Raw genomic sequence first — 20,661 nt, forward strand, 5'->3', positions numbered from 1 at the left:
AAATGTTTGGAGCTTATTATAAAACTCCCTACATTTGCACCCGTAAACGCGGAAATAGCTCAGTTGGTAGAGCATAACCTTGCCAAGGTTAGGGTCGCGAGTTCGAGTCTCGTTTTCCGCTCTTTTTTTGAAAGGCTGCTCGAATGGTGGAATCGGTAGACACGAGGGACTTAAAATCCCTTGGCCATTGCGGCTGTGCGGGTTCAAGTCCCGCTTCGAGTACGATAAACGCTAACTGCTTGATGATGAGTAGTTGGCGTTTTTCTTTTATCTTTTGACCTGATGCTTTTGGCGTTGTTATTATGATGTTATTACCTTTGGAGAAACTATCTTTCTCATGATCGGATAAATCAGAATCTGTATTAAAACGCATTTGGGTAATCAGGCTTTGGCGTTCCTCATAGCTTAAAATAGATGTACCCTACTTCTCTTTAGCTGTTTCATGCATGGTAGTCGTCAAAGATGGTGAAAGAATTAATGCCCTATCAAGTGATAGCCACAAGCTTTGCGGCTATCACTTGATAGGGCACTGCATTATTGAAATGCTTATCTATGAGGTTTTTACTTTTTTGTCAAACTGACATTTGTTAGCGTATCTAATTGTAATTTGCAACACAGTTTGTTGTCCCCATTGTTATATATTTGCGTATGATTATGAATTGTTTTTAAAAATTAGGCAGTGTAACCTTAAACAATTCGCTGGGCTGATGTTCACGCTGGATAATACCTAACATGGTCTTTACAATCGATGGATTTTGTGCTGCTACATCATGGTCTTCGTGAATGTCTTCTTTCAGATTGTACAATGAAGGAACCCCTTTCTTGACAAGGAGTTTCCAGTCGCCCATACGTACTGCCATCTGATCGGTTTCATGGAACTCCCAGTATAGGAATTCATGTTCTTTCTGTTTTTTATCATTTCCAAGAAGCGTCGGGGCAAAGGAAATTCCGTCGAATTCATCTTTTTTATTTTTTTCGATGAACTTCTTGTCGCCAATCAATTCGCAGAATGTAGGCAGAATGTCGTAGAAAGCAAGCTGGTGGTCATTGGTGGTTCCGCTTGTAATATGTCCGGGCCAGCGTACGATAAATGGAATTCGGATTCCTCCTTCATAACATTGACGCTTAAGTCCTCTCAGTTTTCCGTCACGTCCGAAAAATGCCGGATCGGCTCCACCTTCTTCGTGAGGTCCGTTGTCGCTACTGAAGAATACGATAGTATTTTCATCCAAACCTTTTTCTTTGAGTTTTTTAAGTATTTCTCCGACATAACTATCCAGACGAGTAATCATTCCGGCGAAGTGGGCATGTGTATGATCTGAAGGATTATATCGTGATCCTTCTTCACCGCCCCACGTTTTGTCGGTAAAGAATTTCTTTTTATAATCGTTGAATATGGAATCGTGAGGCTGAGCCAGTTCGGCATGGGGAAGAGTATATGTAAAGATTCCACAGAACGGCTGATCTCCTGTTTGTGCATCCAGCCATTTCAGAGTTTCCTGATGGATGAGATCTGCCGAATATTGCGGACGCTTGAAATAGTCATCACCAAACATCGGATACTTGATATTTTCTTCCAGTACGATTCGTTTCACTTCCTTGTCACCTTTCGAGCGACTATAGCGGTTCAAGAAATTAGGATAGTATAAGTGTGCCTGGAACTGGCAAATATATCCGTAAAATTCGTCTACACCTCGTTTGTCGGGAGTAGACCAGGAACCTTCGTAGCCTCCTGCCCATTTACCGAACATTCCGGTTGTATAGCCATGCTTTTTCATGACCTCGGGCAGGATGACATGGGTAGAGTCATACGGCTCCTGACCAACGACAGCGTAATCTTTGTTCTCACCATAGGTTACGACAGCCGACTGTGTCCAGTATTCCTTGTTGCCTCTTACATGAGTATGTCCGCTGTGCTGGCCGGTCATCAGAGTTGCGCGTGAGGGAGCACTTACCGGACTTCCCGCATATGCTTGCGTAAAAAGCATTCCCTCTGCTGCCATTTGGTCAATATTAGGAGTGTTTATAAATTTTTGACCATAGCAACCTAAGTCGCCATATCCCATGTCGTCGCATAATATGAAGATAATGTTTGGAGCCTTATTATGCTGGGCGAAAGCTCCCGAAGCGACCATTAAAGCCGATAAAATCAGACCTTCTTTTTTCATAATATTTATATTCTTAGGGGTTATTTGCTTCTGTCCGATAAAAGTCCGGATTGTGTTTTCTTTTCGTGCTTCTTGTCGAAGCATATAATTTACAAATTTAGAAAAATATTATTGTAGTTCATTGCTCTGCTTTGAGATATATTATTCGACCGCAGGTTTGACAGGTGGGAATATGAAGCAAAAAGCCAGCCTGATTATGTATCGGGCTGGCTTTTTGCTATAGTTACTTCTATGTGAAAAGGTAAAAAATCATTTATAAAATGACATTCTGTTGCTTTCCTTCCATCCAGGTTTTAATATTCTGGAAAACGATTTCGGCACGGGCTTCCATCGATTCGGCTGAAGCGAACGCAACATGTGGAGTCACAATTGTATTTTTACTGTGCAGTAACGGGTGATTGGTATCGAGGGGAGGTTCATTTTCGAAAACATCAATACCTGCCCCACGCAGGCGGTCTTCGTTCAACGCTTGAGCCAGTGCTTCAGAGTCGACTACTCCTCCTCGGGAAGTATTGATCAGATAAGCTCCCGGTTTCATGTGGCTGATACGTTCTGCATTCATTAAATGATGTGTTTCGGGAGTAAGCGGGCAGTGGAGCGATACGATATCCGATTTTTCCAACAGCTCATTTAGCGCAACGAAATGAATGAACGAAGGTTCATTGCCCGTTACATGGCGTTTGTTGCCTAAGACCGTACATCCGAACGCATGACACAGTTCGGCTGTGCGAGTTCCTATAGCTCCTGCTCCTACGATACCGACTGTTTTCCCTCTCAGTTCACATCCTACTAAACCATCTTTTGTTTTTCCTTCCCTGCAGCGTTCTGATACCTGAGGGACATTTCGCAGCAAGGAGATCATCATGCAGAGTGCAAGTTCTGCTACCGATTGTGTAGAGTATCCTGCAGCATTGCTTACCTGAATTCCTTTAGCACGGGCGGCTTCGAGGGCTACATGATCTACCCCTGTGAAGGCTACGTCAATATATTTAAGTTTTGAACAGCTGTTGATAACTTCTGCGCTAAGTGGCATATTGGCTATCATGATAATGTCGGCGTCCTTAGCTTCTTCTATTTGAACAGCCGGATCTGTGTTTTTAGGATATGCCTTAAACTCGTGTCCGGCCTCTGTCAGCGGAGCTACATGACGTTGCAAAGAAGCTTCGCTAATTCCCAGCGATTCTAATAATACGATTTTCATTATTCTATTATTGTTTAATGTAGATGAATTTTCGGAATATGTGTATTATCAAATGGTCATCAGAACCATTTTATTCTTCGGAAAATGACAAATGCCATAGCCGAAAGGAAGATTGAAGAGAATACAATGATAGAAAAAGCATGAGGAAGCTCTTCTATATGTATGTCGACATTCATTCCGTAAAAACTGGCTATCAGTGTGGGTACCATCAAGATAATGGACAAACTTGTCATGCGTTTCATGATTGTATTCACATTATTCGATATGATGGAAGCAAAGGCATCCATGGTTCCGGTCAGAATATCACTGTAAATGTTTACCATGTTGTGTGCCTGTTTTAGTTCAATCAGTACGTCGTCTGTCAGTTCCGGGTTCTGATAATCTTTTTCATTAAAAATGTTTTGCAGCTTGCCAACCATAACTTCATTGCCACGAATAGAAGTATTAAAATATACCAATGTCTTTTGTAAGTTCATCAGGCGGAGCAAATCCTCGTTTCTGATACTTCGTTCAAGCTCTTTCTCGGCTGTACTTACTTCATTGTTTATCTGCTTCAGGTATTTCAGAAACCATACGGCCGAGGAATAAATGATACGTAAAATCAGTTCGTGCTTGTTGGGTACATTGATTGCCTTGCGGCGGGTATGCTGAATGAAATCAGGAATCATTTCGGTGGAATAATAGCAAATAGATACAATAATCTCGTTGTTGGTTATAATGCCGATGGGAACAGTTGTATAAGGTACTTTCTGGTTGCGTGTCTGTATAGGAATACGTAAGATCGTGAGCAACCAGTTCCCTTCCGTATCGGTACGGGGACGTTCATCGGTATCTGCTATATCGTTTAAAAAAGAAGTTGGGACTTTCAGTTCTTCCTGAAGAAATTTGAAATCATCGTCGGTAGGGCATTCTACGTTAACCCAGCAGTTGGGTTGCCAGTTGGGGATTTCCACAAATCCGGCTTCGCTGTAAAGATACTTTCTCATTGCATTGCTCCTTTCTTGTTTTGTGTCCGCCGGCAGCAGGCAAGGCAATGAAAGACAGATTCAAGCCTCGGCTTACTCCCGTAGGAGAAGGTTAATACTACATGTACACGTTCGCGAGTTTGAATCGTCCATAAATCGTTTTTTTTATTTTAGGTTACAAAAAAAGCTCGCCTTCTGACGAACTTTCTTGCTCTTCAGGTTGGACTTGAACCAACGACCCTCTGATTAACAGTCAGATGCTCTAACCGACTGAGCTACTGAAGAAGATTTAATATGTTTAAAAAGAATGCTCTTCAGGTTGGACTTGAACCAACGACCCTCTGATTAACAGTCAGATGCTCTAACCGACTGAGCTACTGAAGAATCATTTTGCAATCTGAGTTTTTAGCTCTTCAGGTTGGACTTGAACCAACGACCCTCTGATTAACAGTCAGATGCTCTAACCGACTGAGCTACTGAAGAAGGTTTTTCTCAATTGCGACGCAAAGGTAGTAGGATATTTTGAAATATGCAATATCTTTGCAAAAAAAATTAGAATAAATGGATAAAATTGTTGGAATGGGCAACGCTTTGGTTGATGTATTGGTCCTGATGGAAGATGATGGAATGCTTGAGGACCTGCATTTGCCTAAAGGGAGCATGCAGTTGATAGACGAAAAAACATTATTGGAAATACGGGAAAAGACAGCCGGACAACGGTTGCATCGGGCAACAGGTGGCGCTGCTGCCAATACTATATGTGCCCTTGCCGGTCTGGATGCTCAGGCAGGCTTTATCGGGAAAGTCGGAACCGATGAGTTTGGAAAGTTTTTTGAGCAGACATTGAAGAAAAGGGGAGTGGAAACTTCCTTGTTGAAATGTGATTGCCCTTCGGGGGTTGCTTCCACATTCGTGTCTGCTTGTGGTGAGCGTACGTTTGGAACATTTTTAGGAGCCTCGGCTACGTTGTGTGCCGATGATTTGACACGTTCTATGTTCGAAGGGTATTCTTATTTATATATAGAAGGGTATCTTTTGCAGGATCATGACCTTATTGTCAAGGCAATGCGTCTGGCAAAAGAAGTCGGTTTGCAGATTTGTCTTGACATGGCGAGCTTCAATGTCGTTGAGGCTGAACGCGATTTTTTCGATATGCTGATAACAAAATATGTTGATATTGTTTTTGCCAATGAAAGTGAAGCGCGTGCTTATACCGGAAAAGAGCCGGAAGAGGCTTTGGGAGAGATTGCTTCGAAATGCAGTATTGTAGTTATCAAGACAGGGAAAAAAGGGTCACTGATAAAAAAAGGTACGGAAGAAATTCAAGTAAAGCCCTTGCCGGTAAAGAAAGTTGTCGATACGACTGGAGCAGGTGATTTTTATGCAGCAGGATTCCTTTATGGATTGACGTGTGGTTATTCGCTCGAAAAATGTGCTCAGATAAGTACTATTCTGGCGGGATATGTCATTCAGACTGTAGGAACGGCTCTTACAAAGAAGAAATGGAACGAAATAAAGTTAAATATTGAAGCTGTTCTGCAAGCCTGAACGGAATAATGTGTTTATTTGTACGTTAAAATCATTGACTATGAATAAGAAAAGAACGTTGGTGGGAGCATTCGTCGTTTTATTGGGGCTGGGGTTGTCCAGCTTTAAGGACGATGACCGTAATTTTCAGATAGCAAAGAATCTGGATATCTTTAATTCTATTTTCAAGGAGCTTGACTTGTTTTATGTTGATACAATCAATCCTGAGAAAATGATTCAGAACGGAGTGAACGGTATGTTGGCTCTGACCGATCCGTATACCGAGTATTATCCTGAAGAGGGCGTCAGCAGTCTGAAGGAAATGATTACCGGAAAATATGGAGGTATAGGGGCTGCTATCCGATATTATAAGAAGAAAGACCGTATAGCCATTGTGGAACCTACGGAAGGTATGCCGGCGGCAGAAGCAGGACTGAAGGCTGGAGATATCATTCTTTCGGTGGGTGGAAAAGAAATGGTACGTGGCGATATGAAGCCTCAGGACTTTTCGTCGAAGGTAAGCGAAGCTTTGCGCGGAGAGCCGGGTACATCTTTTATTCTGAAAGTGCTCCGTCCGCTGAAGAACGACAGTACGGTGATGGAATTTAAGATAACCCGTAAGAATATTCGCAACAATCCGGTTCCGTATTATGGTATTCTGAAAGATAGCATAGGCTATTTGTCGCTGACAGGATTTACGGATAACTGTGCAAAGGATGTGAAGAAGGCATTCATCGAATTGAAACAACGTGGAGCTAAATCGCTGGTAATCGACTTGCGGGATAATGGAGGTGGTTCGTTGCAGGAAGCTGTCGACATCATAAACTTCTTCGTTCCGAAAGGTAAGGAAATTGTGGTGACGAAAGGAAAGATTCGTCAGGCGGCGGGTTCGTTCAAGACACAAAACGAGCCGATTGATACAGAAATGCCTCTGGCTGTACTGGTAAACGGCAACACGGCTTCGGCTTCCGAAATTTTGAGTGGCTCGATGCAGGATATGGACCGTGCAGTAATTATCGGTACGCGTACGTATGGTAAGGGGCTGGTGCAAACTACTCGTCCGTTGCCGTATAATGGTACGCTGAAGGTGACCACGTCTAAGTATTATATTCCAAGCGGCCGTTGTATTCAGGCTATCGACTATGCAAAAAAGAATGCGGATGGTTCGGTGGCACGAATCCCCGATAGTTTGACAACTGTTTTCCATACGGCTGCCGGACGTGAGGTTCGCGACGGCGGAGGTATTCGTCCGGATATTGAAGTGAAGGGAGATAAGTTCCCGAATATCTTGTTCTATCTGCTGAACGACGATTTGATATTCGATTATGCTACCCAATATTGTCTGACACATCCGGCAATTACTTCGGTCGATTCGATACAAATTACCGATGCCGATTACGCTGAGTTTAAGAAACAAGTCAAGGCTGCCAATTTTACTTACGACCGTCAGAGTGAGAAAATGCTGAAAACACTAAAGGAGGTGGCCGAGTTTGAAGGATATATGGAGGGTGCCGCAGATGAATTTAAGGCTTTGGAACAGAAATTGAACCATAATCTGGATCGTGATCTTGATTATTTTGCTAAACCGATAAAGGAGCAAATTGCCGAAGAAATTGCAACCCGTTACTTTTATCAGCGTGGAGCGGTTATGCAGCGTCTGAAGGATGATGAGGATCTGGATAAGGCTATTGAAGTCCTGAACTCTCCAGAAAAATACAAAGAGATATTGTCGGCTCCTGTAAAAGTTGCAGACAAGCAATAATTAATCGTTCTCAAGGTTTTCTAACCTGAGGAAAAAGCCCTGTTATTCTTCAGAAAATGAAGATTAAGAGGGCTTTTTTAGGTTCATCCTCCAAGGTATATAACTTTTTAGAGTTGCTGGCTTACATTCGGACCATTCTTTTTCCTATGTTAGCTTTGAGTATCACACAAAGAACAGTATCTATTATTTAATCGGTGAAATCATTTTTGTGAATGTCTCTTGATGTCTTTTTTATTTTTGTACAAAAACAAAAATCTTTTGTACAAATTTTGAAAAAAGAAGCCGAGGCTTTTTCTGAGGTTTTCAGGAATGTTAAATTAATTGATATGATCCTCTATCGATATGGAGATTTCTCCAACGTAAGATTACCTGATTTATTGGCTGATGGTGGTTGAGATGAGGATTGAAAAATTTCGGAAGAGAAAAATAGTTATTTCTAGTGGTAATATTCTTTTTCATAAATGAAGAGGAATTGGAACGAAAATTTTCAAAGAATTGATAGTGTAACGTAAATATGAGGAGGGGCCAAAACTGAAACGATTGCTTCGAAGTATAATCATAGCGTACAAAATGGTCATATCACATTCTATTTTGAGAGTGATATGACCATTTATTGTTTCTTTTAGAATGTTCAGATTTCAAATTATGAGTTCATAATCTCAAAAATTGAACATTGACACACATCCCATTTGGTCAAATTGTAAATCGAAAAAAATTTCGATTATTTTTCCTTGTAATCTCCGTTTGCCTTAATTAGTTCAATCAACTTTTCTACGGCCTGTTCTTCTGGAATATTTTTTTCGATACACTCCTTTTTCTTGTATAGGCTGATTTTACCTCGTCCGGCTCCTACATAGCCGTAGTCTGCGTCGGCCATTTCACCAGGACCATTGACAATGCATCCCATGATACCGATTTTCAGTCCTTTCAGATGAGAGGTTGCAGCTTTGATACGTGCAATGGTAGCTTCCAGATCGTAGAGAGTACGTCCGCAACCAGGGCAAGAAATATATTCTGTTTTTGAAGTACGTGCTCTACCTGCCTGTAAAATACCGAAGGCTGTTTCGTCAACTTTTGTGTCGGCGATGGCTTTCCCGTGATTATACAGCAAGATACCGTCGCAGAAACCATCGAATATAAGAGCTCCCATGTCGGCAGCCGATTTGATTTGTAAATCTTCGGTATTGTCTTCCTGATAGAATTGGAAAAATACCAGTGGGTTGGTCAGACCTTGATTCATCAACTGGTGTGCGATGCCTCGAAATTCACCAAGCCGGTTGGGGTGATTGCTTTGAGCAATGATGATAACTTCCGGATGCAGGCGTAAGCAGGCTGTCGCTTCTTCGTTCAGTCCCATATATGGAGTGAATAAAAACTTGACTTCCGCATTGCAGTGATGTAGTTCGACTAACTGTTGGTAATTAAAAGCAGGATAAGTACCTTTTTCTCCATCCCAGATATTAGCATCTACGATATAACCGATATCAGTGCGGCGTGCCTCTGGAAGATGCTGTCCGCAATAAATGTAATCCGGGCGGAATTGCTCTTCAATTTGCATATTACCGTCAAGACGGGCAGAAATGACAACTGGCACTTGCTCGCCTCCTATGTTCCTGACAGCTGTTGTTTTGCGTCGGCTCGGATTGGTATAATTGAATTCAGGTGCTTCTGCTCCGGGAATATAGGGATGGTTTTCCCGTTGAAGTATATAGTTTACTAACTTACGGGCTACCGGAATCTCTGCCTCGGGTGCTTCACTCAGTGATACACGGATAGTATCTCCCAGTCCGTCGCATAACAACGCTCCGATACCTAATGCCGATTTGATACGCCCGTCTTCTCCATCACCTGCTTCGGTTACTCCCAGATGAAGCGGAAATGCCATGTCTTCCTTTTCCATTTGTTCTACCAAAAGCCGGACTGTCTTAACCATTATGACGGTATTGGATGCTTTGATAGAAATAACGACATCCATAAACTGTTCGTCTACGCAGATACGCAGGAACTCCATGCACGATTCTACCATGCCTTCGGGAGTATCACCGTAGCGTGACATGATACGATCGGACAGCGATCCGTGATTTACTCCAATACGAATAGCTGTATGGTTTTCTTTGCAGATGTTCAGAAAGGGAATGAAGCGGTCACGTATCTTCTGAATTTCCTGAGCATATTCTTCATCTGTATATTCCAGTTTCTTGAATGTACGTGCGGCATCTACATAGTTTCCCGGATTGATTCGTACGCCTTCGGCATACAATGCTGCAACTTCGGCTACTTTGGGATTGAAGTGTACATCGGCTATCAATGGAGTGTTATACCCTTGTGAGCGCAGCCCGATGTTGATGTTTTTTAAATTCTCGGCTTCGCGTACTCCCTGAGTAGTAAGGCGTACATATTCACCACCCGCTTCGATGATGCGTTTGGCCTGCTCTACACATGCCTCGGTATCCATGGTTACCGTATTGGTCATACTTTGTATACGGATAGGATTAGTGCCACCCATAGGAGTGGCACCAACGTATACCTCATTTGCCTCTCGGCGTGAATAGTTGAAGTAATCCATTAATTTGTTTTATAAGCGTATTTTACTTCTTTCAGTTCTTCGTTTGCTTTGACAATCTTGTTTTTCAGTCCTTCCTTGTAAGCTGCAAATTTAGCTGCAAGCTCTTCGTCGGACAGTGACAACATCTGTACGGCAAGGATAGCTGCATTCATGGCACCGTTGATGGCAACAGTTGCTACAGGTATGCCGGGAGGCATCTGAATAATAGAATAAAGTGCATCTACTCCATCCAAAACAGAGCCTTTTACTGGAACTCCGATAACTGGGAGGGTAGTATTTGCTGCAATAACGCCGGGCAGTGCTGCTGCCATTCCAGCTGCTGCGATAATAACTTTAAGTCCTCGTCCCGCAGCTTCTTTCGCAAATTTTTCAACCTCGGCAGGTGTACGGTGTGCCGAAAGAGCATTCATTTCGAAAGGAACTTGCATTTCGTCGAGCAGTTTTGCCGCTTTCTCCATAACGGGAAGGTCGGATGTACTACCCATGATGATACTTACAATTGGTTTCATGTCTGTTATTTAGTTTTACTCATTAATGATCTGTTTGTATGCTTCGGCATCCAGCAGTTCATCCATTTCGGCGGTGTCTGTCGGCTTTATTTTAATAAGCCAGCCTTCACCATACGGATCTTTGTTGACCAGTTCCGGATGTTCTTCCAGTGCCGGGTTTATTTCAAGTACCTCTCCACCGATGGGGAGGAAAAGGTCGGATACCGTTTTTACAACTTCTATTGTACCGAATACTTCACCTTTATCTAATGTTTCACCTTCGGTTGTTACATCAACAAAAACGATGTCCCCCAATTGGTCTTGTGCATAATCAGTAATACCTACATAAGCTTCGTCACCTTCCAGGCGAATCCATTCGTGTTCGTTCGTGTACTTTACGTTAGTTGGGAAATTCATAATCTTAGTATTTTAGAGGTTAATGTTTAATTATTATTTCTGTTTCAAATAAACAAAATTCCGATGATACCGCAAAACAAACCGACCAAAAAACCGCCCCCTACTTCGTTTAAAGTATGTTGCCGGACGATGATTCGTGCCGATCCTAACATCCCTGCCAGCAAGATAAAACCACATAGCCACCAGATAGGATTAAACTGGAAGATGAAACTGTACGAAAGTAAGCCACCGATAATCATGCCGCAACTCGCCATGTGGGTACTGATTTTCCATTTCAGGTTGATGCTGGTACAAATAACCATGCAAAGCAGTGTCGCAATAATAATACCGCTCATATAGCGTGGAAGATGAATGCGGTACATTGTCAGGAAGCATCCGGTATAGCTCATGATCGTAATCAGGTAAGGAATGAAACGTTTCTTTCTGTTCCCCAGTTCCTGAAGGGTCCATCCGTTGATTTTCTGAAGCAGATAGATGCCGAGCATCGGAAGCAGGATGGTGAAACAATATACCATAATCAGAACAGTCAACTTATACTGCAAGGGGAGAACTCGCAGGTAAGTAAAGAAAAAGAGAAGCAGAAACGCGACAAAAGGAACCATGAAAGGGGTGAAAATGGCAGATATGATACGTGCCGCCATAAATAATGTGTCCCTCTGTTCTTCCTGGTTCCTGGGGGCAGGATCATGATATGTCAGTTGGTCGGGAATATTTGTTTCTTCCATTCTTGTGATTATATTTGTTGTCGTTTCATTTATCTTCTTAAGCGCGCAACAGGGATATTCAGCTGTTGGCGATATTTGGCGACAGTTCGTCGTGCTATCGGGTAACCTTTTTCTTTTAGCATGTCGGCCAGTTCATCGTCTGTATAAGGCTTTTCCTTATTTTCTTTATCAATACATTCTTTCAGGAACTGTTTGATTTCTCGTACAGAAAGCTCTTCTCCATTTTCGGTCACATATCCGTCGCTGAAAAAGAATTTAAGTGGATAGATACCGAAGTTGGTTTGTACATACTTGCTGTTACTTACTCGTGAGATAGTCGAAATGTCCAACTTTGCACGTTCTGCAACATCTTTCAAAATCATCGGGCGTAATGAGGATTCATCGCCGTCTTGAAAAAACGGGCGTTGCAAGTCGATAATAGCTTGCATGGTACTGAGCAAGGTTTGCTGCCGTTGCTTAACCGCATTGATAAATCCTTGAGCAGCGTCGACCTTTTGTTTCAGGAACATCATTGCATTTTTTGAATCCTTGCTTTGGTTAGCCTTATTGCGTGTATGCTCGTCCAGCATTTCTGTAAATTCACGGCTTAGGCGCAATTCGGGAATATTCCGGTTGTTGAGGCTCAGATTGATTGTGCCGTCCTCTTCCGTTTCGACAATGAAATCGGGAATAATCTGCTGTAAGTTCTTTCCGATTGCTTCTCCCATTGAACTTCCCGGGCGAGGGTTTAATTTTGTCAGTTCTGCTACGGCTGCATTATACTGTTCTTCAGTTATGCCTAATTTTTGCAGAATTTTATCTTTATTCTTTTTCGTAAAATCGTCACAGCACTTGCTGATGATGTCATACTCAATTTGTTTCAACGGGGAATTCTCTTTCCGTTTGATTTGCAATAGCAAGCACTCTTGCAGACTACGTGCACCGATTCCTGCCGGATCAAAATCCTGAATGATAGATAAGACATGCTCCAACTGTTCGGGAGTGGTGGAAATACCCTGGTAAATGGCAAGTTCGTCAATTAAGGCGTCTGTCGTTTTTCGCAGCAGTCCGTCATCGTCCAATGATCCGATGAGATATTCTCCCAATTGCTTTTCTTCGGGAGTAAGTTCCTGCATGTCGAGCTGTTCCTTTAATGTTTCGTAAAACGATACGTTGTCCGAAAAAGGGATCTCTTCGGGGGTTTCTCCTTTAGAACGATTGTTCTCCTGAAGTTTATAATCGGGTATGTCATCTTCAGTGCGGTAATCACCTAATGATAAATCTTCTTCATATTCGCCGGAAGTCTGTTCTCCGTCCTCATTGTTGGTATAATCGTCCTCATGGTCTTCCGCTTGTTCGGAAGGCTCTTTGCCTTCTTCTAAAGCCGGATTATCCAAAAGTTCAGAGTGAATACGTTCTTCCAGTTCCACTGTAGGAAGCTCCAGTAATTTGACAGCCAGAATCTGCTGCGGAGATAAAGTCTGCACTTGCTGCTGAGCCTGTGTTTGTACCTGACGTGAATTTATAGCCATAAAGATGAATTTGATTTATCGCTGCAAAAATAACAAAATTAGGTACGGATTACATGAGTTGGAGCGAATTTTATTTATGCGCCACCATGTAATCCGTACCAGAAGAATTTATCAATATCTGAAACTGCTTCCTCCCAAAAACTCACGTAACAGTGAAGTAGGAGGCAATTCCTTATCTTGTACCGATACAAAGTAAGCCAGGAAACGCAAGAGGCGATGTGCTTCTGAATAGGCTGGACAATTGTTAGGTACCTTGCGTAAGATAGGTTCTGCATAATCCTTCAATACGGCAAGTTCGAAAAGTAGAGCCGAATTGAACATTGCATCAGCATATTCCTGATAGGGGAATATCCATTTATCTTCGCCAGCACGTACACTTTCCCAGCGCTCGATGGTTGCCTCTGCCGAGTAATTACGATACCTGTAGTCGCGTATAATACGGCGGATCAGACGATTGTCGGTAGTCGGTATGTAATTGTGATTGTCAAGCTGGATAGTTGTCAGTGCCGATACGTATATTTTGTATTTATTTTCTGCCGGAATATTCGGAGTAAGTGCAGGGTTCAGGGCATGAATGCCTTCCAGAATCAATATCATATTGTCGTCGATACGCAACTTTGTTCCACTGTTTTCTCGTTTTCCTGTGGTAAAGTTGAATCGGGGAAGTTCTATTTCTTTGCCCTCCAGAAGTTCTTTTAACTGTGCTTCGAAGAAAGGTAAATCTAATGCATACAACGATTCGAAGTCATGTTGTCCGTTTTCGTCCAGCGGAGTATCTTCTCTGTTTACAAAATAATCATCCAGTGAAATGGGATAAGGTTTCATTCCGTTTGTCATCAGTTGAATACTTAAGCGTTTGCTGAATGTTGTTTTTCCAGATGATGACGGACCGGAAATTAGGACAAGCTTTACCCGTTTTCCATTCTGGTTCCGGTGAGTGATTTCATCTGCTATACGAGCTATTTTCTTTTCTTGCAGAGCTTCCGAAACCTTTATTAAGTCGGTGGCATGTCCTTCGTTGCATGCAATGTTAAAGTCGCCTACCGTACTGATACCTAAAATCTGATTCCAGCGATGATATTCCTGAAATACTTCCAGCATCTTTTCTTGCTTTACAAGTTCTTCCAGTTTTCTGGGATCCTTTCGGTTGGGGATACGAAGCAGTAAGCCATCGTAATATTTTACGATATCGAACAACTTGATGTAACCGGTGCTCGGAACCAGACTACCGTAATAGTAATCGATTGTATCGCCCAGTCTGTAATAGAACGTATACAACTGTCCGGAAGTTTTTAATAATTTGGCTTTATCGAGCATGCTTCTTTGACTGAATAATTCTACAGCCTGTTCTGTGTGACATTCGATGCGCTGGAAAGGAATATCGGCTTCAATAAGCTCCTGCATTTTTTGCTTAATGCGAGTTACATCGTCCAGTCCGATTGAACGGTCTAAATGTAATGTACAGTAATACCCCTTTGAAACAGGGTGCTCCAATGAGATGCTTCCTTGTGGATAAAGTTCTTCAACTGCTTTTACTAATATGAAGCAAAGCGAACGGAAGTAAGTGCGCATGCCTGAAGGGTTTGTAATATCGAGGAACTCTACATCTTTATTGTAGTAAACTTTAAAGTTGAGTCCTTCTACTTTGTTGTTAACTTTTGCACTGACAGGCCCGTAAGGCATGGATAGATTAAAACCATTATAAATATCCAAAAGCGTGCTCCCTTCAGGGAAATCTTTTGTTAAATTATTATTTTTGCAATATATTTGTAGCATAATTGTAATATGTGTTACTAACGTGGTGATTTGGCAATTAATTTACACATTAAACAATTAAAAGCCTACCCCCGACTTAATTAATTACAAATGGAATATACTTTTTATGATTTTTTAGCGTTACTCGGCTCGTTGGCGCTTTTCCTTTATGGAATGAAAATCATGAGTGAGGGGCTTCAGAAGTTTGCCGGTGACAGACTTCGTAGTATCCTGACTGCAATGACGACAAACAGAGTAACCGGTGTTCTGACGGGTGTGCTTATTACAGCCTTGATTCAATCTTCTTCTGCAACGACAGTAATGGTAGTCAGCTTTGTCAATGCAGGATTACTGACTCTTTCGCAATCTATAGGTGTAATTATGGGCGCCAATATCGGTACTACAGTTACAGCCTGGATTATTTCCGCTCTCGGCTTTAAAGTCGATATTTCCATGTTCTCATTGCCTCTTCTGGCGTTTGGTATTCCGTTTTTATTCTCTCAAAAGAGTTCCCGTAAGTCTATCGGTGAATTTATTTTTGGCTTTGCATTTCTATTTATGGGGCTTAATCTCTTGAAAACTAATGCTCCCGATTTGAGTGCAAATCCTGATATGTTGGCTTTTGTGCAGAATTATACGGATATGGGATTCATTTCTGTACTCTTGTTTGTTTTTATCGGTACTATTCTGACCATGATTGTGCAGGCTTCTGCAGCGACAATGGCAATTACACTTATTATGTGTGCCAATGGCTGGATTAGTTTTGAGCTGGGAGCTGCATTGGTTTTAGGAGAAAATATTGGAACAACCATTACGGCAAATCTTGCTGCTCTGACAGCCAATACGCAAGCACGGCGTGCAGCTATGGCTCACTTGATGTTTAATATATTTGGTGTTGTTTGGGTCTTGATTTTGTTCAAGCCATTCTTGTCAATGGTGGATTGGATTATTTCCGATTTAATGCATATCAGTGAAGCCGACGGAGTTGCGGTTTCGTTTAAACTTTCGGCTTTCCATACTTGCTTTAATGTGTGCAATGTGTTGATTTTGATATGGTTTGTCAAACTGATAGAAAAGACGGTTTGCAAATTGATTCCTCAAAAGGAGCAGGAGGAAGAGTATCGTTTGCAGTTTATTACGGGAGGTATGCTGTCTACAGCCGAATTGTCAGTATTGCAGGCTCGTAAAGAAATCAATTTGTTTGCAGAACGTATTCAGCGTATGTTCCGTATGGTACGCGACTTATTGCATACGGAAAACGAAAATGAATTTAACAAATTGTTTAGCCGTATCGAAAAATACGAGAACATCAGCGATAATATGGAAGTGGAAATAGCCAATTATCTGAATCAGGTATCCGAAGGTCGCTTAAGCTCTGAAAGTAAATTGCAAATACGCGAGATGCTTCGTGAGGTAACTGAGATAGAAAGTATCGGAGATAGTTGCTATAATTTGGCACGAACCATCAATCGCAAGCGTCGTGGTAGCATTGATTTTACAGAAAAGCAGTATGAACATATTCATCAGATGTTCGGGCTGACAGATAGCGCACTGACGCAGATGATCGCTTTGGTAGAAGATGTACATCATACGGTGGATGTGAATAAATCGTTCAACATCGAGAATGAGATAAATAATTATCGGAGTCAGCTGAAGAATCAAAATATAATTGATGTAAACAATAAGGAATATAGTTATCAGATGGGTATTCACTACATGGATATTATTGCCGAATGTGAAAAATTGGGTGACTATGTAGTAAATGTTGTGGAAGCACATTCTGATGTGAAAGAGAAAAAGGCATGAGTTCTTTCTGATAATTGTAGTGCCAAAACGTCGCCATGTTTTTTTAAAACGTGGCGACGTTTTTTTTATCCTTGGTGAGGAGTTGATAAAAACATCGGCTCGTTTTATTGGGGGCTTGGAGTGTTGTTTTGTTCAGAGTTGTGGGAAAATATGTGTCTATTGCTGATTCGGAGTCATTGGTATAATGATTTAACCGCATATTTTGCGGCTTATTATCCGCAAAATTATCATTGTTGCAGAAGAAGGGGGGGTAGTAATCTTATTTGCTTGTCAAGACAAGTTGGAAAGTCTTTGTTTGGTTTGGGATTGCTGAAAACAAAAAATCCCGATTCAAAAAGAATCAGGATTTTGAGTGGTGCCACCAGGAATCGAACCGGGGACACAAGGATTTTCAGTCCTTTGCTCTACCAACTGAGCTATGGCACCAATGTGTCGTTGCAAAGAATTTTTCTCGTTTGCGGTTGCAAAGGTAAATTAAACTTTTGGAGTATACAAATATTTTGGGAAAGAAATGATGAAAAATATTTTATGTAAATTTTTTCTTTATTTGTTTGGCTGTTTCTCAGAATATGCATATCTTTGCACCGCAAATCAGAAATGACTGCAATCGGAATGTAGCGCAGTTGGTAGCGCACTACGTTCGGGACGTAGGGGTCGGGCGTTCGAGTCGCCTCATTCCGACAGAAAAGGTTTAACTCTTCTCTCTGAGTTAAACCTTTTTTTGTGTCTGTTTGCAAACTGCTGTGCCGGTATGTAATCGGGATGAGAGCAGAGGCTGGGGTTTTATTAAGCGTGTGGAAGATGGAGTTTGCTTGAATTGAAAGGGTTGATGGTGCTTGTGAAGTCTTTTGTAGGTATGGATGGTGTTATTTTAAGCTTTGAAGGCGATTGTTTGTTTTTAGAAAAAGCGAATCTGTAGTTGAAGGTATTTGGGGTGATTGAGTTATGAAAGTGCGGGGTTGTATGTGTGAAAACAAAAAATCCCGATTCGGAAAGAATCAGGATTTTGAGTGGTGCCACCAGCACTATTAAAGTTAAACTTATATCAAGTATCTTAAAATCAAATTACATCTAATACACTGTGTTTCAATTACTATTAAGTGTATTAAATATAGAGTCGTTAAATCTGCGATAGATTTTATAGGTAACTTTTGGAAATAAATGTTACCTTTGCCATTGTAATAATAGCCTCTATTAAACGATTGTGCTATGGCAAAAACACTTTCCAGATTCTATTTCCTCAAAAAGGACGAGTATAAAGAGAAGGCTACACTATTTGTGAGGGTACAAGATCCAAGTAGAAAAATAGATGTACATTTACCACACGTATTCAAACAAGTGTGGTAGAATGGAAGGGTGCTGTAGCTGACGAGGATTCTTTGGCACGTCATCGAAAGCAGAACCCTAAGCTGCATGATAAGTTAGGTAGGATTGAAGTCATGTTAGAGCGTGAAATGTCAGCTCCAATATTTAATCGACAAAACATCAAATCAGAAATTCTCGCTATTGCAGATCCGGATAAGTTTGAAATCTTGCGTGTACAAAACGAAACAGAACAGAATGCGAAGCTGGAGGAAGAGCGAGCACGCAAGGAACAAGAAAAACTAATACAGGCCGGCATTGAAGCCGAACGTGCCAAGATTTGGAATTTCCTTTCTCAATTCTGTGCAGACATCAAGTCTGGTAAACGCTTAAATGGTAACGACAGATATTCTGCAGGAACGGTTAAGGCTTGGCATAGCTTTATGAGATTGTATGGCAACTTTGATAAGAAGCACCAATATACTTGGGAGATGGTTAATCGTGAGTTCGTAGCTAAGTTTCTTGCCTATATGGAGAAACAGAATTATATGGTCACGGCTCAAAACAAGTATCTGGTTACGCTCCGGGCATTGGTAGGCTACGCTTATACGGATGGCATACATAATAATGATAGAGCCACGTAGTGCTTTTCAAAAAAGAAAATAGAAGAAAAGGACAAGGCTGCTGAGATTTATTTGACCTCGGCAGAACTTCAAGCGTTGTATGAAATACCACTAACAGGGTGGCAAGACCAGGTACGTGATGTCTTCTTGGTTGGTTGTTATACTTGTCAGCGTGTTAGCGATTACAATAATATTTCCTCTGAAAGTTTCACAACGACAGCCAAAGGGACACCTATCATTAGGCTTGTCCAGCAAAAGATACGTAAAGAAGTGAAAATTCCTATAATGAATCCCAATTTGCAAGCAATCTGTGAGAAGTATAATTATAATCTTCCATCTGTGGTGGACGTTATCCTCAATCGCTACATTAAGGAAATATTGAAAGACCTTTCAGAGAAAGTGCCTTCACTTGCAGAACAAGTGCCGACCAAATTAACTATAAAGCAGAAGAAACAGGAAGAGGATGGCAGACTTTTGGTAGAACGTAACAGTAAGGGAGAGGTGATGATGCCACGTTATAATTGTGTCACCACGCATACGGCACGTCGTAGTGGGATAACGAATATGTATCTTTCCCACAAATACACTATACTCCAGATGATGCACGTTAGTGGTCATAAGACACAAAAGACATTTATGGATTACATCAAACTATCCTCCGATGAGATAGCAGATGAGATTGATGCTATTGCCAATGGTGCGAAAGCGGATGTGTTTTAGTGTTGATTAGAAGCAGGAAGTGTCGTATTTTCAAAACTTTATCATAACTTTGCTTTATGAATGCTCAGAATGAAATAGTAATTTATCAGATGCCCAATGGCGAGATGCAATTGGACGTGACTGTTAGTGGAGAGACAATATGGTTGACTCAGCGTCAAATAGCAGAATTGTTCGGCACGAAAGTTCCAGCTATCTCTAAACATCTAAAGAATATATTTGCCTCTGGTGAATTAGACCGAGATGCGACTATTTCCAAAATGGAAACAGTCGTGAACAGAGGATTTAGAGGAGCATCCATAGAGATAGTTGACCATTACAATCTTGATGCAATCCTTTCGGTTGGTTATCGTGTAAATTCAAAAAATGCTACAGCATTCCGCATTTGGGCAAACAAAATCCTAAAACAATACCTGCTCCAAGGCTATGCCATCAATGAACGTATTGCGGTGCAGAAATTTGATGAACTAAGCCAGTTGGTTAAGGTTCTTGGTCGTACTATTCAGAATCAGGAGAAGCTGACAGAGGATAGTCGCTCGCTGTTGAACGTAGTGGTGGATTACACATACGCCCTTGATACACTTGACCGATACGACTATCAAGAACTGAAGATTGAAAAAACGACAGAGAAGGTCGCATTTCACGCCACATACGAAAGTGCCATGGAGGTTATTCATGGACTGCATGAGAAATTTGGCGGCAGCGCATGGTTCGGTAATGAAAAAGATGATTCATTCAAAAGCTCCATCGGGCAGATATACCAGACCTTTGGTGGCATTGACCTCTATCCGTCTGTTGAGGAGAAAGCTGCCATGTTGCTGTATCTTGTTACAAAGAATCACTCATTCAGCGATGGCAACAAGCGTATTGCCGCTACACTCTTTCTGTGGTTTCTCAATGGCAACGGTATTCTTTACAATGAGGATGGAAGTAAACGCATTGCCGATAATACCTTGGTGGCGCTGACATTGATGATAGCAGAAAGTCGCACCGAAGAAAAGGACACTATGCTGAAAGTCATTGTAAACCTCATCAATCAGAACAACTAAGAGGGAAAATAATGCTTATGTAGCAGAATTTTGTTGTGCATTTCGTTCAGAAGTATGAATGGGCATAACTTTGTCATTT

General features: G+C 41.6%; 15 protein-coding genes and 7 tRNA genes. 9 read left to right on the forward strand and 13 right to left on the reverse strand.

Going from position 1 to position 20,661, the window contains the following annotated elements:
* Positions 1-48: 48 nt before the first annotated feature.
* Both WKT12_RS02325 and WKT12_RS02330 read left to right on the forward strand, forming a co-directional pair.
* Positions 49-121, forward strand: a tRNA-Gly gene (locus WKT12_RS02325).
* Positions 122-137: 16 nt separating this feature from the next.
* A tRNA-Leu gene (locus WKT12_RS02330) sits at positions 138-222 on the forward strand.
* 443 nt (positions 223-665) lie between these two features.
* Here WKT12_RS02330 and WKT12_RS02335 read toward each other — a convergent pair.
* The 6 genes from WKT12_RS02335 to WKT12_RS02360 all read right to left on the reverse strand — a co-directional run bounded on the left by WKT12_RS02335 (position 666) and on the right by WKT12_RS02360 (position 4,817).
* Entirely contained in the window at positions 666-2,135 is a 1,470-nt protein-coding gene (locus WKT12_RS02335) for an arylsulfatase (protein ID WP_445323114.1), read from the reverse strand.
* A gap of 286 nt (positions 2,136-2,421) precedes the next feature.
* Entirely contained in the window at positions 2,422-3,369 is a 948-nt protein-coding gene (locus WKT12_RS02340) for a 2-hydroxyacid dehydrogenase (RefSeq protein WP_021970150.1), read from the reverse strand.
* A 59-nt stretch (positions 3,370-3,428) separates the two neighbouring features.
* Positions 3,429-4,355, reverse strand: coding sequence for a magnesium transporter CorA family protein (locus WKT12_RS02345; RefSeq protein ID WP_021970151.1), 927 nt, complete (start codon positions 4,353-4,355; stop codon positions 3,429-3,431).
* 190 nt (positions 4,356-4,545) lie between these two features.
* Positions 4,546-4,619, reverse strand: a tRNA-Asn gene (locus tag WKT12_RS02350).
* A 25-nt stretch (positions 4,620-4,644) separates the two neighbouring features.
* Positions 4,645-4,718 (reverse strand) — tRNA-Asn (locus WKT12_RS02355).
* Between the two features lie 25 nt (positions 4,719-4,743).
* A tRNA-Asn gene (locus tag WKT12_RS02360) sits at positions 4,744-4,817 on the reverse strand.
* Between the two features lie 78 nt (positions 4,818-4,895).
* Here WKT12_RS02360 and WKT12_RS02365 point away from each other — a divergent pair.
* On the forward strand, positions 4,896-5,882 hold the full coding sequence (locus WKT12_RS02365) for an adenosine kinase (RefSeq protein ID WP_021970595.1): 987 nt from the start codon (positions 4,896-4,898) through the stop codon (positions 5,880-5,882).
* Between the two features lie 40 nt (positions 5,883-5,922).
* Positions 5,923-7,623, forward strand: a complete 1,701-nt coding sequence (locus tag WKT12_RS02370) for a S41 family peptidase (RefSeq protein ID WP_021970596.1) — start codon at positions 5,923-5,925, stop codon at positions 7,621-7,623.
* A 721-nt stretch (positions 7,624-8,344) separates the two neighbouring features.
* On the opposite strand, the gene WKT12_RS02375 is transcribed toward WKT12_RS02370, so the two are convergent.
* The 6 genes from WKT12_RS02375 to WKT12_RS02400 form a co-directional block, all read right to left on the reverse strand.
* Entirely contained in the window at positions 8,345-10,189 is a 1,845-nt protein-coding gene (locus WKT12_RS02375) for a 4-hydroxy-3-methylbut-2-en-1-yl diphosphate synthase (protein ID WP_340318682.1), read from the reverse strand.
* The gene (gene purE, locus WKT12_RS02380) at positions 10,189-10,698 is read right to left on the reverse strand and encodes a 5-(carboxyamino)imidazole ribonucleotide mutase (RefSeq protein ID WP_021972038.1); all 510 of its coding nucleotides are present in this window, start codon (positions 10,696-10,698) and stop codon (positions 10,189-10,191) included. The genes WKT12_RS02375 and purE overlap by 1 nt, the downstream gene beginning before the upstream one ends.
* A gap of 15 nt (positions 10,699-10,713) precedes the next feature.
* Positions 10,714-11,094 carry a glycine cleavage system protein GcvH gene (gene gcvH, locus WKT12_RS02385; RefSeq protein ID WP_021972037.1) on the reverse strand — a complete coding sequence of 127 codons (381 nt, stop codon included), beginning with the start codon at positions 11,092-11,094 and terminating at the stop codon, positions 10,714-10,716.
* Positions 11,095-11,138: 44 nt separating this feature from the next.
* Positions 11,139-11,735 carry a hypothetical protein gene (locus WKT12_RS02390; RefSeq protein ID WP_340318755.1) on the reverse strand — a complete coding sequence of 199 codons (597 nt, stop codon included), beginning with the start codon at positions 11,733-11,735 and terminating at the stop codon, positions 11,139-11,141.
* Positions 11,736-11,848: 113 nt separating this feature from the next.
* Positions 11,849-13,330, reverse strand: coding sequence for an RNA polymerase factor sigma-54 (gene rpoN, locus WKT12_RS02395; RefSeq protein ID WP_340318683.1), 1,482 nt, complete (start codon positions 13,328-13,330; stop codon positions 11,849-11,851).
* A gap of 111 nt (positions 13,331-13,441) precedes the next feature.
* The gene (locus tag WKT12_RS02400; RefSeq protein WP_340318756.1) at positions 13,442-15,115 is read right to left on the reverse strand and encodes a nucleoside kinase; all 1,674 of its coding nucleotides are present in this window, start codon (positions 15,113-15,115) and stop codon (positions 13,442-13,444) included.
* A gap of 81 nt (positions 15,116-15,196) precedes the next feature.
* Between WKT12_RS02400 and WKT12_RS02405 the strand changes: the two genes are divergently transcribed.
* A complete protein-coding gene (locus WKT12_RS02405) occupies positions 15,197-16,891 on the forward strand; it encodes a Na/Pi cotransporter family protein (protein ID WP_340318684.1) in 1,695 nt (564 codons plus the stop codon).
* Between the two features lie 353 nt (positions 16,892-17,244).
* Here the strand turns inward: WKT12_RS02405 and WKT12_RS02410 are convergent.
* Positions 17,245-17,317: transfer RNA gene (locus WKT12_RS02410), tRNA-Phe, on the reverse strand.
* A 182-nt stretch (positions 17,318-17,499) separates the two neighbouring features.
* On the opposite strand from WKT12_RS02410, the gene WKT12_RS02415 reads away from it, so the two are divergent.
* The 4 genes from WKT12_RS02415 (at position 17,500) to WKT12_RS02430 (ending at position 20,582) form a co-directional block, all read left to right on the forward strand.
* Positions 17,500-17,572: transfer RNA gene (locus WKT12_RS02415), tRNA-Pro, on the forward strand.
* A 659-nt stretch (positions 17,573-18,231) separates the two neighbouring features.
* Positions 18,232-18,837: a phage integrase SAM-like domain-containing protein gene (locus WKT12_RS02420; RefSeq protein WP_340318685.1), complete on the forward strand. Its 606-nt coding sequence runs from the start codon at positions 18,232-18,234 to the stop codon at positions 18,835-18,837.
* A gap of 264 nt (positions 18,838-19,101) precedes the next feature.
* Positions 19,102-19,536: a hypothetical protein gene (locus WKT12_RS02425; RefSeq protein WP_340318686.1), complete on the forward strand. Its 435-nt coding sequence runs from the start codon at positions 19,102-19,104 to the stop codon at positions 19,534-19,536.
* 56 nt (positions 19,537-19,592) lie between these two features.
* Positions 19,593-20,582 carry a virulence protein RhuM/Fic/DOC family protein gene (locus WKT12_RS02430; protein WP_340318687.1) on the forward strand — a complete coding sequence of 330 codons (990 nt, stop codon included), beginning with the start codon at positions 19,593-19,595 and terminating at the stop codon, positions 20,580-20,582.
* Positions 20,583-20,661: the final 79 nt, after the last annotated feature.

It is taken from the genome of Phocaeicola sp. HCN-6420 (assembly GCF_037890145.1).
GTDB lineage: Bacteria > Bacteroidota > Bacteroidia > Bacteroidales > Bacteroidaceae > Phocaeicola.

Bases quoted from the DNA above. Each gene is read 5' to 3' on its own strand.
- gcvH (WP_021972037.1), bottom strand. From the start codon at position 11,094: ATGAATTTCCCAACTAACGTAAAGTACACGAACGAACACGAATGGATT.
- WKT12_RS02370 (WP_021970596.1), top strand. From the start codon at position 5,923: ATGAATAAGAAAAGAACGTTGGTGGGAGCATTCGTCGTTTTATTGGGG.
- WKT12_RS02430 (WP_340318687.1), top strand. From the start codon at position 19,593: ATGAATGCTCAGAATGAAATAGTAATTTATCAGATGCCCAATGGCGAG.
- WKT12_RS02390 (WP_340318755.1), bottom strand. From the start codon at position 11,735: ATGGCGGCACGTATCATATCTGCCATTTTCACCCCTTTCATGGTTCCT.
- WKT12_RS02345 (WP_021970151.1), bottom strand. From the start codon at position 4,355: ATGAGAAAGTATCTTTACAGCGAAGCCGGATTTGTGGAAATCCCCAAC.
- purE (WP_021972038.1), bottom strand. From the start codon at position 10,698: ATGAAACCAATTGTAAGTATCATCATGGGTAGTACATCCGACCTTCCC.
- WKT12_RS02365 (WP_021970595.1), top strand. From the start codon at position 4,896: ATGGATAAAATTGTTGGAATGGGCAACGCTTTGGTTGATGTATTGGTC.
- rpoN (WP_340318683.1), bottom strand. From the start codon at position 13,330: ATGGCTATAAATTCACGTCAGGTACAAACACAGGCTCAGCAGCAAGTG.
- WKT12_RS02405 (WP_340318684.1), top strand. From the start codon at position 15,197: ATGGAATATACTTTTTATGATTTTTTAGCGTTACTCGGCTCGTTGGCG.
- WKT12_RS02340 (WP_021970150.1), bottom strand. From the start codon at position 3,369: ATGAAAATCGTATTATTAGAATCGCTGGGAATTAGCGAAGCTTCTTTG.
- WKT12_RS02375 (WP_340318682.1), bottom strand. From the start codon at position 10,189: ATGGATTACTTCAACTATTCACGCCGAGAGGCAAATGAGGTATACGTT.
- WKT12_RS02425 (WP_340318686.1), top strand. From the start codon at position 19,102: ATGAATCCCAATTTGCAAGCAATCTGTGAGAAGTATAATTATAATCTT.
- WKT12_RS02335 (WP_445323114.1), bottom strand. From the start codon at position 2,135: ATGGTCGCTTCGGGAGCTTTCGCCCAGCATAATAAGGCTCCAAACATT.